General features: G+C 47.9%; 12 protein-coding genes. All 12 read left to right on the top strand.

Annotated features, from left to right (window positions below; translation table 11 throughout):
* Complete coding sequence (gene lpdA, locus BHK98_RS07390) at positions 1 to 1,407, top strand: dihydrolipoyl dehydrogenase (protein WP_075712960.1); 1,407 nt, start codon at positions 1 to 3, stop codon at positions 1,405 to 1,407.
* Positions 1,408 to 1,412: 5 nt separating this feature from the next.
* On the top strand, positions 1,413 to 2,141 hold the full coding sequence (locus BHK98_RS07385) for an MBL fold metallo-hydrolase (protein ID WP_075712958.1): 729 nt from the start codon (positions 1,413 to 1,415) through the stop codon (positions 2,139 to 2,141).
* Between the two features lie 11 nt (positions 2,142 to 2,152).
* A complete protein-coding gene (locus BHK98_RS07380) occupies positions 2,153 to 3,136 on the top strand; it encodes a lipoate--protein ligase (RefSeq protein WP_075712956.1) in 984 nt (327 codons plus the stop codon).
* 11 nt (positions 3,137 to 3,147) lie between these two features.
* A complete protein-coding gene (locus tag BHK98_RS07375; protein ID WP_075712954.1) occupies positions 3,148 to 4,317 on the top strand; it encodes an iron-containing alcohol dehydrogenase in 1,170 nt (389 codons plus the stop codon).
* Positions 4,318 to 4,497: 180 nt separating this feature from the next.
* A complete protein-coding gene (locus BHK98_RS07370) occupies positions 4,498 to 6,492 on the top strand; it encodes a transporter substrate-binding domain-containing protein (RefSeq protein ID WP_075712952.1) in 1,995 nt (664 codons plus the stop codon).
* On the top strand, positions 6,489 to 7,859 hold the full coding sequence (locus tag BHK98_RS07365) for a sigma-54-dependent transcriptional regulator (RefSeq protein ID WP_245796845.1): 1,371 nt from the start codon (positions 6,489 to 6,491) through the stop codon (positions 7,857 to 7,859). Before BHK98_RS07370 ends, BHK98_RS07365 begins: the two co-directional genes overlap by 4 nt.
* A gap of 249 nt (positions 7,860 to 8,108) precedes the next feature.
* Positions 8,109 to 9,494: an alanine/glycine:cation symporter family protein gene (locus BHK98_RS07360; protein WP_075712950.1), complete on the top strand. Its 1,386-nt coding sequence runs from the start codon at positions 8,109 to 8,111 to the stop codon at positions 9,492 to 9,494.
* A 424-nt stretch (positions 9,495 to 9,918) separates the two neighbouring features.
* Positions 9,919 to 10,983: a peptide chain release factor 1 gene (gene prfA / locus BHK98_RS07355; protein WP_075712948.1), complete on the top strand. Its 1,065-nt coding sequence runs from the start codon at positions 9,919 to 9,921 to the stop codon at positions 10,981 to 10,983.
* Positions 10,983 to 11,981 carry an L-threonylcarbamoyladenylate synthase gene (locus tag BHK98_RS07350; RefSeq protein WP_075712946.1) on the top strand — a complete coding sequence of 333 codons (999 nt, stop codon included), beginning with the start codon at positions 10,983 to 10,985 and terminating at the stop codon, positions 11,979 to 11,981. The genes prfA and BHK98_RS07350 overlap by 1 nt, the downstream gene beginning before the upstream one ends.
* Before the next feature lie 2 nt (positions 11,982 to 11,983).
* Entirely contained in the window at positions 11,984 to 12,415 is a 432-nt protein-coding gene (gene rpiB, locus BHK98_RS07345; protein WP_075712944.1) for a ribose 5-phosphate isomerase B, read from the top strand.
* Between the two features lie 23 nt (positions 12,416 to 12,438).
* Positions 12,439 to 13,068 carry a uracil phosphoribosyltransferase gene (gene upp, locus BHK98_RS07340; protein ID WP_075712942.1) on the top strand — a complete coding sequence of 210 codons (630 nt, stop codon included), beginning with the start codon at positions 12,439 to 12,441 and terminating at the stop codon, positions 13,066 to 13,068.
* Between the two features lie 37 nt (positions 13,069 to 13,105).
* Complete coding sequence (tyrS, locus tag BHK98_RS07335; RefSeq protein WP_075712940.1) at positions 13,106 to 14,440, top strand: tyrosine--tRNA ligase; 1,335 nt, start codon at positions 13,106 to 13,108, stop codon at positions 14,438 to 14,440.
* Positions 14,441 to 14,591 lie beyond the last annotated feature (151 nt).

Below are 14,591 nucleotides of genomic sequence, written 5' to 3'. Positions count from 1 at the left end.
ATGAGCAGAAAAAAAGTAGCAGTGATCGGTGGAGGCCCCGGTGGCTACATTGCCGCCATTAGGGCGGCGCAGTTGGGTGCAGAGGTCTCTGTGATCGAAATGGATAAATTGGGCGGAACCTGCCTGAATATTGGATGCATTCCCACAAAGTGTATGCTTCACAGCGCAGAACTTCTGGAGCAGATCCGGATTCAGGGTCCTCAGATAGGTGTGGATGTGAAGGGAGCGCAGATCAACTTTCCCCAGGTGATGGCAAATAAGGATAAGGTGTCCTCCCAACTGGTAAATGGAATAGGCGGGCTGATGCACGCCAATGGAGTCAGTGTGATTTACGGGAAAGCAAGTTTTGTGGCTCCCGGGGAACTGGAGATAGAGGGCGCCAATGGCGAGACGGAGCCTGTAGAAGCAGACGCGGTGATTTTGGCCACGGGTTCTGTCAACGCGACGCCTCCTATCCCCGGAGTGAATTCCACTTCAGCGTGTCTGGATTCGACGGGAATGCTTTCCTTGACGGAACTGCCGAAGAGCCTGGTGGTCATTGGAGCAGGTGTGATCGGTTTGGAACTGGCCTGCGCCTACGCATCCTTTGGAACAAAGGTCACCGTGGTGGAGGCCATGGATCATGCACTTCCTATGTTAGATAGAGAAATCACGGCGGTGGGCATGCGTCATATGAAAGGCATGGGAATCGATATCCAGATGGGAACGCCGGTTAAGTCCATTGAAGCGATAACAGAAGGTGCCCGCGTAATATGTGAGAAGAAAAACGGGGAAGAGGTTTCTTTCCAAGCGGAAAAAGTCCTGGTCGCCGTAGGAAGGAAGGCGAATACAGAGTTCCTGGAGCTGGCGACGGGCGGTATTGAAAACAATAGAGGGAAAATCATCGTAGATGAACATATGAGGACGAACGTGGAAGGAATCTACGCCATTGGAGACTGTGTGGAAGGACATGCGCAGCTTGCTCATACGGCCTCCTGTATGGGTGAGGTTGCTGCAGAGAATATTATGGGGATAGATTCTGTGTACGATGAGTCCACAAATCCCACCTGTGTATATATGGAGCCGGAGGCGGCGGCAGTGGGGCTTCGGGAGGATCAGCTTGAAGCAGGAACCTATAAAGTTGGGAAGTTTCCTATGTTCGCCAATGGGAAAGCCATAATCATGAACGGTGGCGAGGGACTGGTGAAAATCATTGCAAGCGCTGAGACAGAAAAGATCCTTGGCATGCATATCATCGGACCGAGAGCAACTGATCTGATTGCCGAGGGCGCTATTGCGATTCGTATGGGCATGACGGTAGAGCAGTTGATCACCACGATTCACTCCCATCCGACTATCTCCGAGACGGTTCGAGAGGCGGCACTTGATTTGCAGGGGCGTACCCTGAACATGCCGCCTGTAAGGTGACAAATATGGATTGCAAAATAACATTAAGCGTCAATGCAGGTGTTTCGATACAAATCGAGGGGAAGAAGATTCTTGTGGATGCGTTCTTCGAGGCGGCGGATGAAGGGATTTCTGTGATGACACAGGAGTTGTTTCGCCGCGTAATGGAGGCGCCGGAATTTCAAAATGCGAACTGCCTTTTCTTCACACATGCCCACAAGGACCATTATTCCGCTGGGATGACGAAGGCATATCTGGAAGCCTATCCAGATTGCCTTCTGATTGGCCCAGAGACTGTTTTGCCGGATGAAACCATTCGAAACCCAAGGGCTGTTTTATCTGAAGATATCTCAATGAAGTTCCATGGAATAGACTTCGACTTCTTCCAGCTGCTTCATGAGGGTGGTCCCTCAAAGGAGACTCCGCATTTTGGATGTTTGATCTCCGTGGGAGGGAAGAACATTTTGATGCCTGGAGACGGAAAATTTTTCACGGAGGAACTGGCAGCGAAAGTGAAGGGAAGAAACATCGATCTGGCTATTATGGACTTCCCCTGGCTGACCGCGCCGGGAGGCATTGATTATGTATATGGAAGAATAAATCCGTCGCATGTGATCCTGTACCATCTTCCTGCGCCGGAGGATGATAAATTTCGCTATCTTTCGGCAGTGAACTACGCTTTGGCAAAACTTCCGAAGGAGAAGAATGTCCATATTCTGTGTCGACCGTTGCAGACGAAAGAAATTCATCTATAAGGGAGAAAATTATGGTTACATATATGGAAACGGGGGCAACTGACCCGCGATACAATCTGGCTTTCGAGGAGTATGTTCTTTGTCATCGGACCGCAGGCGACACTCTCATTCTGTGGCAGAACGATAATTCTGTGATCATCGGCCAGAATCAGAACACGCTGGAGGAAATTAATGTTCCTTTTGTGGAAAAGCACCACATCAATGTTGTTCGCCGGACAACCGGAGGTGGTGCAGTGTATCACGATCTGGGAAATCTGAATTATTCATTTATCACAGATCTGGATAACCCGGAAAAACTTACGATAAATCAGTTTACAATTCCGGTTATCAATGCTCTGGAGCAGTTGCATGTGCATGCAGTGGCTTCTGGGCGGAATGACATTCTCATTGACGGGCGTAAAATCTCCGGTACGGCCCAACGCATTGAAAAAGGCAGGATACTGCATCATGGAACCTTGCTGTTCCGATCCGATCCGGAGATGATTGACGGAGCGTTGAATGTTGATCCGCATAAGTTTCGTTCAAAGAGTTCCAAGTCAGTGAAGAGCAGAGTAGGTAATATCGCGGATTATATCGATGAAGATATGACCCTTCAGGAGTTCTGGGACCATTTGAAGAAATCTCTTTCTGGGGAAGGTTTTGTGCAGAGTTCTCTAACAGAGGAAGAACTGGGGGGTGTAGAGCAGCTGAAAAGGGATAAGTACGATACATGGGAATGGAATTACGGTAGGTCTCCGGAGTTTGAAAAGCATCACAAGAGTTACTGGGATGGAGGAACTCTTGAGATCTATGGAAATATGAAAAAAGGAAGGATCGAAGCCCTCAAAATCTATGGCGATTTTCTGGCAGTGAAACCTATGGGAGAAATCATTCCTTTGTTTATTGGAAAGGAATTTACCAAAGAGGAGTGTAGAAGTGTTCTGGATGGAATCAAACTGCCGGATTATTTCGGGACGATCACAGAAGAAGAAATTTTAGCAACAATGTTTGAATAGGAGGAAAAACTATGGGCGCAAACAGTTTCATGATAACGTTTCCTCAGTTCTTCGGACGGGGCTGCTCTAAGGAGGCAGGCGAAAAACTGGCGGCGATGGGATGTAAAAAAGTTCTGGTCATGCACGGGAAAGGGGTAGAAGCGGCGGGCCTTCCGGCTCTCATTGTACAAGCAATTGAAAGAGCAGGACTGGAAGTTGCAGAAAACAATAAAGTAGAATCGGATCCAAGCGATCGGATCATAAAAAAGATCGCGGCCTTTGGAAAGGATGCAGAAGTTGACAGCATTGTTGCCATTGGCGGAGGAAGCTGTATGGATGCGGCGAAGTGCGTTAAACTTCTGTTGGATAATGGCGAACCACTAGAGACATTCTATGACATTTCCCATCCGCAGAGAACGGCAATTCCGTTGATTACTATTCCTACAACCTCCGGAAGCGGAAGCGAAGCATCGAAAGGCGCAGTGGTGACGGATACGGTGAACGGGATCAAACGTGTCATCATTGGAGCGGGAACGACTCCTGCAATGGCATTGATTGATCCGGAACTCACTCTAGGCGCACCTCCGAAGGTCACCGCAGCATGTGCTTTTGATGTACTGGCTCACGCTATTGATGCTATTACTTCGAAAATGACCTGCAGAATCACGCAGGTGGTTTCCTATGAAGCAATCCGCCTGATGGAGAGGAGTTACAAGCAAGCTGTGGAGCATGGAGATGACATCAATGCCCGAGAGGATATGCAGCTGGCTTCCAATCTCGGAGGATACGGGATCGGAAATGCCAAATGCTCTATGTCCCATGCCTTCGCTCACGCTCTGGGCGCCCTTTATCATGTTCCCCACGGCGTATGCTGTGCGATCTTCACGCCGGCATCACTGGAATATGTTTCAGACACCTGCCCTGAACAGATTCGTGCGATCGCAGAACTTCTTCATGCCGCGTATGATGCGGAAGATTCCACCCGGGAGATCGCACGGAAGACCGGTGAACAGATCCGCAGGATGTATAGAGCAGTAGGAATCGATGATATCACTGCCTATATACCGGATGAAGAGGAGGCTATTAAGAGGCTGACTCCTGTTGCGGAGAAAGATATTATGGCGTTGTTCAGTCCGAGACCTATCGACGATGAATCCTGCGAATGGGTGATCCGAAGAACCTACGAACTTGCCAGATCATAGGGATACGTGGGATAGGAAAAAAGTTGCCAAAAAGTACTCATATATAACCCATAGAGGAGGGGGCTGCTGCGTTGAATTGTAGCAGCCCCCTTCCTCTGAAAAGAATGACTACTGTGACATTTATAAAATTGTGTTATAATCATAATGAAATATAATGCATTTTATGATAGGAGTAGAAAGATGACAAAGAAAAGAATGTTGGAAACTGTGATTGTTCTGCTCTGTATTGTTGTCGTCTTAATTGCAGTATTTATTCAACTGAAATATGATGTGAATGTAGTTCAGTATGTCCGCTATTCATTCCCTTTTTCGTCAGAAGAAAAGCAGTATATGAAGGAGAAGAAAATTCTTATTTATGGTGGCGACAATCATGCGCCGCCATTTTCCTTTGTAAACAAGAAGACAGGGGAGTACGAAGGGCTGGTTGTGGATTATATGGATTCGATTTCGATTCAATGTGGAGTGAGAATTGAAAAAAAACCGTATTCTTGGGAACAAACAGTCCTTTTTTTAAAAAACAACAGTATTGACATGGTTGATATGTTTCCCACGAAATCTCGCGCTGAATCATTTTCTTTTACACAGCCAATCTACAAATTGACAGGAGAGATCGTTGCTCGTGAAGGAACGGATTTGAACATTCATAATCTTAAAGGAAAACGTATTGGTGTAATAAGAGACGATTTTGCAGAAGAGTATTTTAGAAGTTCCTACAGTAAAGAAACAGGGTCTCGTGTTGAATTAAGATATGTAAATAATGTCAATGAAGGGCTTGATAAAATTTTGTCAGGAGATATTGATGCGCTGGCAGGTGATGCGGCAGTTATAGAATATCTGGAAAATAAACGCGGAGATGAAACAAAATTTCGCGAGCTTGGTATTGAAATATACAGAAAAGATGTTGCGTTTGCAGTAAACAAGGACAACCAGATGCTATTGGGCATACTCAATAAGGCGATTCTTCAATTAAAGAGAAAGAACGTAATTGAGCAGGTGCAGAGAAAGTGGTTCGGCAGCGACACTTTGATTTTTAAAAATAGTAAAATGTATAATTATGGCTTGTTGCTACTTATTATTTTGATAGCGACAGGAATCATTGTTATCTTATGGAGCAGTCTTCTTTGCCAGAGGATTGAAGAAAAAACAAAAGAACTTCGAAAGAACCAAAATGACTTGAAAACGATTATTGATTCGTTGAAACTATACATTATGGTGATTGATGGTTCGGAGGTAATATTGGATTGCAATAGTTGCGTGGCAGAAAAACTGGGACTTCCTTCGGGACAAATATTGAAACGTTCTCTCCGAGAATTCCCGCTGTTTTATCACCTATATCGAATATGCGATTCAAAATCCACAGAGGTTCATGACGTATCATATGCTGGTAACTATTACGATTTGCGAAGTACGAATTTGGTTTCTGATGTGCCTCGAAAATTGTTTATTGTTGAAGATGTTACGCATGAGGCTGTTATTCAACGTAAAATGAGGCAATATTCTAAGATGGTGGCGGTTGGACATTTATCTGCTGGGCTTGCACATGAAATACGTAATCCACTGGGGTTGATTCGAAACTATTTATATGTTCTTCGGGGATATGTTACGGACGATGTGAGTGAACATGCAGTTCGGGTGTCGAATGAATCCGTTTCCAGAATTAATAATCTGGTTGCAAATCTGTTGAATTTTTCACGTAAGAACATGGACAGATCAGAAGCAATAGACTTGAAAAGGTTTCTGGAGAATATTATAGAGCTGGAACAAAAAGAATTGCTTCAGGATATGATTGATGTGCGAGTTGAAGACAACTATGGTAAAATGATCTGGACCAATTCAGAATCGTTAAAGGTGATATTTTTGAATATCCTGGAAAACTCGATTGCTGCTTTTAACGAGGTAAATAATAGAAAGAATATGATTCGGTTCGATCTTCAAAGAAATGGTGAAAAAGTTGAAATTAAAGTGCAAGATAACGGATGTGGTATGAGTGAAAAAACTCTTGAGTCTATGTTTGATCCTTTCTTTACAACAAAGGAAACCGGGGTTGGCCTCGGCATGTATATGGTGCAGACCGAAGTTGAAAGGCTTGGAGGAGAAATTACAGTGGAGAGTCATGAGTGCGAAGGCACTATAATCAGGATAGTATTACCGAGTGAGGAGGAGCTTTCGAGATGAAAAGAATGGAGAATCGTGATTTCAAAATATTGGTGGTAGACGATGAGGTTGAGTATCAGAATGTATTGTCAATTGTTTTTGAAAACTGCGGATACATTGTACGGACTGCTTCAGATGGAAGTAAAGCATTGAGAATTCTGAGCGAGGAGATGATTAATCTTGTGATTACGGATTTGAAGATGCCGGGACTGGGTGGACAGGAATTAGTTCGGATTGTCAAGGAAAAGTATCCGGATATTGAGATTATGATTGCAACGGCATATGGAACTATTGACAGTGCGGTGGAGACAGTAAAGAATGGAGCAGTTGGGTATTTTGTCAAAAGTGATGACTTAACTAAATTGGTGACGGATGTAGATCGACTTGCAAAAGAATACAGAAAACAACAGAAGACGAAAAAGTTGGTGCGTCAAGAAAATTTCCCAGAAGCTTTTTTAGACACATCCAACAAAGAATTTGCAGCAGTTTTAAAGACTTGTGAAAAAGCTGCACGTTCAAATATTGATGTGTTGCTTATCGGTGAATCGGGAGTTGGCAAAGAAGTAATAGCTCACTATATTCATGAAAATGGGGGACGAAAAAACAGACCGTTTATTCCGGTTAATTGTCAAGCATTTTCCAGTGGAACCATTGAGTCAGAGTTGTTTGGTCATGAAAAAGGAGCTTTTACAGGAGCATTGAGTCAAAGAATTGGGAGATTTGAAGAGGCGGACGGTGGAACCCTTTTTCTCGATGAAGTCGGAGATCTACCTATGGAGACGCAGGGCAAGCTTTTGCGAACATTGGAGAATCGCACAATTGAACGAATTGGGAGCAATAAAACAATTTCTTTGGATATCCGCCTTATTTCCGCGACTAACAAGGAACTGTCAGAGCAAACGAAAGTCGGAATGTTTCGAGAGGATCTTCTTTATCGAATCAATGCGCTTACAATTACAATACCGCCACTTCGTGAACGTCGAGAAGACATTCCATGTTTGATTGATTTTTTTCTTAAAAAAATTCAGACAGAACAAAAGAAAAAAGTTATTTCTGTTGATGAAGAAGTTATGACAGGGCTTTTGGGCTATAATTATCCTGGAAATGTAAGAGAACTGAAAAATATATTGGAAAGATTGGTTGTTCTCAGCGAAGACGGGATAATTCGGCACAGCGATGTTTTGCCTGACAAGCAAATTGCGGAAAGAATTTGCTCGGGTGCGGAAAACATTCAATCGCTTCACGATGCCCGTGATTTTTTTGAATCCCGGTTTATTTCAAAAAAATTAAGAGAGTATGATGGGAATGTTACGCGTACTGCTAAAGAGTTGTCCATCACACCTCGGCAACTTTGGAATAAGATTAATAAGTATGGGTTGAAACCGTGAAATAAATTTCATCATTCGAGTTGAATTTATATTGAATATGAAATAAATTTCGGCATTTAGGTGGAATATATTTTGTACAAAGCACTGCCTAAGGAGGCGGCTGAATTTCTTAAGACGGGCAAAACTCTGCGTTTCTGCATATAACAATGGTTAACGAACTCATGATAACACATATTCTGGCACATGATTTGCGAATCAGAAATTGTATAAGTTAGAATTTTTGAAAAAGTGTTTGTAGGAGGTCGTCATATGAGAATTGTATATGCTGTAAACGATCAGATAAATGGAATTGTCTGGGGACCTTATATGGTTCTGCTTTTGGTAGGAGTAGGGGTATATTTAACAATTCGTTTGAATTTTATCCAGTTCAGGAGATTTGGGTATATCTGGAAAAATACTATTGGGAAAGCGTTTGCTAAATCGAATGGTGAAGGCTCGATTTCATCGGCGCAGGCAGGTCTTACGTCTATTGCGGCTGTTGTTGGAACTGGAAACATTGCCGGTGTAGCTACGGCCATTGCAATTGGAGGACCAGGAGCTATTTTCTGGATGTGGGTTTCTGCCATATTCGGAATGGCAACTAAATTTTCAGAGATATCATTGGGAATCCATTATCGAGAAAAGCGACCCGATGGAACCTTTGCTGGTGGGGCTATGTACTATATTGACAAAGGGCTGCATCAGAAATGGCTGGCAGGATTTTTTTCGGTTATGGTAATTATTGCATACTTTGTAGTTGGAGCAATAGTAGACACGAACTCTATTTGCTTGTCCGTTCAGGCGCAGTATGGGATTCCGCCGATAGCAACAGGGATTGCTTTTTCAGTATTAACAGCGGTTGTAATTCTTGGCGGAATAAAAAGAATTGGAGAAGTCTGTCAGTTTTTAACACCAATAATGACGGGCATTTATATTGTTGCAGGAATAATGATTATTATGTTGAACATCAGGGAGGTACCTTCTGCATTTGCCGAAATATTCAAAGGAGCGTTTTGTCCGCAAGGTGCCGTTGGAGGTTTTGCGGGGACTACAATTATACAATGCATGACAAAAGGAATGGCTCGAGGTTTGTTCTCAAACGAAGCGGGATTAGGAAGCTCTCCGATTATTCATTCCAGCGCAAAAGTAAATTATCCTACGGAACAGGGTATCTGGGGGGCTACTGAAGTATTCCTTGATACCTTGATTATAGCGACGATTACAGGTCTGGCAATTGTTATTTCGGGGGCATGGACTTCGGGATTGTCCGGCTCGGCGTTGACAATGAAGGCCTTTGAGATGACGTTGCCGGGTACAATTGGTAGCTATATAGTTATGATAAGTGCGATTTTGTTTGGCTATTCATGTTTAATTTCGGCAAATTATTATTGTGAAAGATCGGCGGATTATCTTTTTGGCACAAAATCGGTCGTACCAATTCGGATTACATGGTGTGTCTTTATTATAATCGGATCTATTGGCGGTCTTGAGTTTGTATGGGATCTTGCGGATACATGTAATGGACTCATGGCGATTCCGAACTTGATTGCTTTGATTTTATTGAGTCCTAAGGTCGCTAAACTGACAAAAAGATATTTTCGGAGTGTGGATGATGGTGTGGTTCTTCCTATTCATGATGATGAAATGGCTGAATAAAAAATCAGAGAGATGCTATTATAGTGAAACGGTATAAAAGCTGACAAATAGAAATTTTGACAAATATAATGTGTTCGGACAGAACGCTTGAAAAGCGACATCTTTGATGTATCACCCCATCGAGATGTTGCTTTTGTTTAAACAGCATTCCATCATGTCTGCATTTGTGCAGAGTAACAGGATAAAATGTTCTGAAAGCGCTTTCGAAATTCTTTTGATATATTTTCTCCGCTTATATTGGAGAATTCCCGCCTCTGACCGTGACAACTCCCTCGTTCTATGCTACAATACTAAGTTAGGAATTTGCGGCATCAGCGGAGCTTCGGGGAGGAAGTCAGGTTTCGGGAAACCGGGGCTGACGGACCGGAGAAGCTTTGAGGATTCGGCGCCGGAGCGCGGCCGCACAGAAGGAGAGAAGTGGAGTATGTTTGAAAAACTGGATTCTGTCGTCGATAAATACGATGAGCTGACCAGGATCGTTGCAGATCCGGATGTCATTGCGAATCAGAGTGTCTGGCAGAAGCATATGAAGGAGATGGGCGAGATGGAGCCCATCGTCACGAAATATAAGGAATATAAAAAGGCGAAGGAGGAACTGGACTTCGCCCGTGAAATCGTGGAGAATGAAAGCGACGAGGAGATGCGGGATCTGGCGAAGGCGGAGATCGCGGAGCAGGAGGACAGCATTTCCCGGATCGCGGAGGAACTGAAGGTTCTGCTGATTCCGAAGGATCCCAACGATGAGCGCAATGTCATCCTCGAGATCCGCGCCGGTACCGGCGGGGACGAGGCTGCTTTGTTCGGCGGAGACCTGCTGCGCATGTATACCCGGTACGCCGAGAGAAAGCGCTGGAAGGTGGAAATCATGGATCTCAACGACACCGGAATCGGCGGCGTCAAGGAGGCGGAGGTGCTGATAAAGGGCAAGGGCGCATATTCCAGACTGAAGTATGAGAGCGGCGTTCACAGGGTGCAGCGGGTGCCGGAGACGGAGGCGTCCGGGCGGATTCATACGTCGGCCGCGACCGTGGCGGTGCTCCCGGAGGTGGACGATGTGGAGGTGCACATCGATCCCAACGACGTCAAGGTGGATGTGTACCGGGCGTCAGGAAACGGCGGACAATGCGTCAACACGACGGATTCCGCGGTTCGGCTGACACACCTTCCCACGGGGCTTGTGGTCACCTGCCAGGACGAAAAATCCCAGATCAAGAATCGTGAAAAGGCGATGAAGGTTCTGAAGGCCAGGCTGTATGACAAAATGCAGCGGGAGCAGGCGGCGGAGATTGCGGCGGAACGGAAGGATCAGATCGGTTCCGGCGACCGGAGCGAACGGATCCGCACCTACAATTTCCCCCAGGGGCGCTGCACCGATCACCGCATCGGACTGACGCTGTACAAGCTGGATTCCATTCTGGACGGCGATATTGACGAGATAATCGACGCCCTGACCACAGATGACCAGGCAAGGAAGATGAACAATTTCTGATGAAAACGAGATTACTGAAGGATACAGATGAAGATATCCGCATCGCGGCGCAGATTATCGAGCAGGGCGGGCTCGTGGCGTTTCCGACGGAAACGGTTTACGGGCTGGGCGCTAACGCGATGGACGCCGATGCTGTGCGGAAAATCTACGAGGCCAAGGGGCGGCCCGCCGATAATCCGACGATCGTGCATATCGCGGAGCGGGAGGAGCTGGGGCGGGTCACGTTCCTGGTGACGGAAGACATGAAGACGCTGATGGACCGGTTCTGGCCGGGTCCGATGACCATGATCGTTCCCCGGGGCGAATATATTCCCTACGTTACCACCGGAAATCTGGAGACGGTCGGGGTGCGAATGCCGGAAAACGAGGTGGCCAGAGAACTGATCCGCCGGTCCGGATGCGTGATTGCGGCGCCCAGCGCCAACCTTTCGGGGCGGCCGAGTCCGACGACGGCGCAGCATGTCATCGACGACCTGGACGGACGCATCGACGCGGTGATTCAGAGTGGGCCGTGCCGGATCGGAATCGAGTCTACCGTTATCGATATGACCGGCAAGATTCCGATGATCCTGCGTCCGGGGTATATCACAAAGAAAGACTTTGAGGAGGCGCTGGGTCAGGAGATTCTGCTTGACCCGACGCTGAACAGGAAACCGCGGGAGGGAGAGGATTTTCATCCCAAAGCGCCGGGGATGAAGTACCGGCATTACGCCCCCAGAGCGGAGATGATTATTTTTAAGGGAGACCGTATCCGTGTGGAGGCGGCCATCGACCAGGAACGGGCGGAGCGTGAAGCGCTCGGTCAGAAGGTCTTTGTTATTGACTTCGATGAAGACAGAGAAACCGTGGCGGCGCATGAGATATTCGCCATGCTTCGTCAGGCGGACCGGGAGGGCGCGGACGTGATTCTCGCGGCGGCGCTTCCGCAGCGGGGAGTCGGATTTTCGGTCATGAACAGGATGCTGAAATCAGCAGGTTTTAACGTAAGAGAGGTGTAGAAATGGTTATAGCGGTAGCAAGTGATCACGGCGGATTCAGGCTGAAGCTGGCGGTGAAGGAGCATCTGATTGAGCGCGGATACAAGGTCGTGGACCTTGGAACGGATACCGAGGATTCGGTGGATTACCCCGTTTACGGGCAGGCCTGCGGCGAGGCGGTCGCGGCGGGCAAGGCGAACCTGGGCGTGGTCTGCTGCGGCACCGGAATCGGAATCTCCATCGCGGCGAACAAAGTAAAGGGCGTGCGCTGCGCTCTTTGTACCTCGGTGGAGATGGCGGAGCTGGCGAAACAGCATAACAATGCGAATGTGCTGGCGCTGGGCGGCCGGATCCTGGAAACGGAGGAGGCGATCCGCATCACCGACGCGTGGCTGGACAGCGAGTTCCAGGGCGGACGTCACAAGAGAAGAACGGATATGCTGGACGCAATGTAATCTGAGGAGAGAGGAGTCACATTATGGGAAAAGTTTATGTTTTTGATCATCCGCTGATTCAGCACAAGGTGGCGCTGATGCGCATGAAGGACACCAGTGTCAAGGATTTCCGGGAGCTGGCGAAGGAGGTGGCCATGCTGATGGGCTTCGAGGCGACCCGGAATCTGCCTCTGGAGGAGGTGGAGATTGAAACGCCGATCTGCCGGACCAGAGTCCGTATGCTGAAGGGCGAGGATATCGCGATCGTGCCGATTCTGCGGGCCGGACTGGGCTTTGTGGACGGAATGCTGGCGCTGGTTCCCAACGCCAAGGTCGGGCATGTAGGACTTTACCGTGACCCTGAGACTCACGAGCCGGTGGAGTATTACTGTAAACTGCCGAAGGACATCGAGAAACGGCAGATTTTCGTGGTTGATCCCATGCTGGCCACCGGCGGAAGCGCGGTGGCGGCCATCGACTTCATCAAGAAGCGCGGCGGCCGGAACATCACCTTCATGTGCCTGATCGCGGCTCCGCAGGGCATTGAGACGCTGCAGAAGGCGCACCCTGATATCGATATCTACATCGCGTCCAAGGATGAGACGCTGGACGAGAACGCCTACATCGTGCCGGGTCTTGGAGACGCCGGGGACAGGCTGTACGGAACGAAGTGAAGAACAAAACAGAATTAATGAGGAGAGTGCTTTTTAAATGAAAAATTTTATACCGGATAATATCAGTCAGCATGATAACGTCTATGACGTTCTGAAGGAGCGCGGCTTCATCGAGCAGGTCACCGATGAGGATGCGGTTCGCAGCCTTCTGGGACGGGAAAAGATCAAATTCTACATCGGATTCGATCCCACGGCGGACTGCCTGCATGTGGGGCATTTCATGCAGGTCATCATCATGATGTATATGCAGAAATTCGGTCATACTCCGGTGGTGCTGCTGGGCGGGGGAACCGGCATGGTCGGAGATCCTTCGGGACGCACGGATATGCGTCAGCTGATGGATGTGGACACCATTGATGAAAACTGCCGTCAGTTCAAGAAGCTCTTCGACCGCTTCCTTGAATTTGACGAGGAGTGGGAATACGCCGGGAACAATGGAGTGTTCGCTCCCGGACATGAGAGCAAGACGCCCGAACCGGGAAAGGCCATCAGCGTCAACAACGGACACTGGCTCCGGCCTCTGAACTACGTGGAGTTCGTCCGCACCGTCGGCACTCACTTCAATGTCAACCAGATGCTGCGGGCGGAGGCCTTCAAGCAGAGAATGGAGCGGGCCGGCGGCCTGACGTTCTTCGAGTTCAATTATATGCTGATGCAGTCCTATGACTTCATGGTCATGGCCCGGGACTTCGATGTGAAGATGGAATTCGGAGGAAACGATCAGTGGTCCAATATCATCGGCGGCGTCGACCTTACCCGCAAGATGTGCGGCAAAGAGGTCTACGGAATGACCTTCGCTCTGCTGACCAACAGCGAAGGCAAGAAGATGGGAAAAACCGCTAAGGGAGCGCTGTGGCTGTCGCCGGAACGGACTTCTCCGTATGAATTCTATCAGTACTGGCGCAATGTGGACGACGCTGATGTGGAGAAATGTCTGCGGATGCTCACGTTCCTGCCGATGGATGAGGTCAGACGGCTGGCTGCTCTGGAGGGCGCGGAGATCAACAAAGCCAAGGAAGTCCTCGCCTATGAGGTCACTAAGCTCGTTCACGGTGAAGAGGAGGCGCGCAAGGCGCAGGAAGGCGCACGGGCGGCGTTCGGCGGCGGCACTGCGACGAAGAATATTCCGACAAAGGAATATCCCGCGGCCGACTTCGCCGGCGAGGGCAAAGGTCTGCTGACGCTGATGAAGGAACTGGGGCTGGCGTCCTCCAACGGCGAGGCCCGCAGAACGGTGGAGCAGGGCGGACTGTCCGTCGACGGAGAGAAGATTACAGACGCCCGGGCTTCGATAACGGCGGAGCATTTCCGGGACGGCGAGATATTAATCCAGAAAGGAAAGAAAAAATTCATCAAGGTCGTGCTCCGGTAGCGGGTGCACGTGACTGAGATACCGGACCCGGGCCGCGTCATCGTCTGAACGGAGGAAGATGCGGTCCGGGTTTTCTGCTGTCGTCTTTATTTTCCAACTTTTATGTATTACAAACAAAAAAGACTGAAAAAATAACTAAAAATTTTGTATT

The sequence above is a fragment of the Hornefia porci genome (genome assembly GCF_001940235.1).
In the GTDB taxonomy this organism is placed as follows: Bacteria; Bacillota; Clostridia; order Peptostreptococcales; family Anaerovoracaceae; genus Aminicella; species Aminicella porci.
This window is presented reverse-complemented; position numbering and strand designations above follow the sequence as displayed.

Excerpts from the sequence above, each read along its gene's own strand:
- prfA (WP_075712948.1), top strand. The coding sequence starts at position 9,919 with ATGTTTGAAAAACTGGATTCTGTCGTCGATAAATACGATGAGCTGACC.
- BHK98_RS07370 (WP_075712952.1), top strand. The coding sequence starts at position 4,498 with ATGACAAAGAAAAGAATGTTGGAAACTGTGATTGTTCTGCTCTGTATT.
- BHK98_RS07360 (WP_075712950.1), top strand. The coding sequence starts at position 8,109 with ATGAGAATTGTATATGCTGTAAACGATCAGATAAATGGAATTGTCTGG.
- lpdA (WP_075712960.1), top strand. The coding sequence starts at position 1 with ATGAGCAGAAAAAAAGTAGCAGTGATCGGTGGAGGCCCCGGTGGCTAC.
- BHK98_RS07380 (WP_075712956.1), top strand. The coding sequence starts at position 2,153 with ATGGTTACATATATGGAAACGGGGGCAACTGACCCGCGATACAATCTG.
- rpiB (WP_075712944.1), top strand. The coding sequence starts at position 11,984 with ATGGTTATAGCGGTAGCAAGTGATCACGGCGGATTCAGGCTGAAGCTG.
- BHK98_RS07385 (WP_075712958.1), top strand. The coding sequence starts at position 1,413 with ATGGATTGCAAAATAACATTAAGCGTCAATGCAGGTGTTTCGATACAA.
- BHK98_RS07375 (WP_075712954.1), top strand. The coding sequence starts at position 3,148 with ATGGGCGCAAACAGTTTCATGATAACGTTTCCTCAGTTCTTCGGACGG.
- upp (WP_075712942.1), top strand. The coding sequence starts at position 12,439 with ATGGGAAAAGTTTATGTTTTTGATCATCCGCTGATTCAGCACAAGGTG.
- BHK98_RS07350 (WP_075712946.1), top strand. The coding sequence starts at position 10,983 with ATGAAAACGAGATTACTGAAGGATACAGATGAAGATATCCGCATCGCG.
- tyrS (WP_075712940.1), top strand. The coding sequence starts at position 13,106 with ATGAAAAATTTTATACCGGATAATATCAGTCAGCATGATAACGTCTAT.
- BHK98_RS07365 (WP_245796845.1), top strand. The coding sequence starts at position 6,489 with ATGAAAAGAATGGAGAATCGTGATTTCAAAATATTGGTGGTAGACGAT.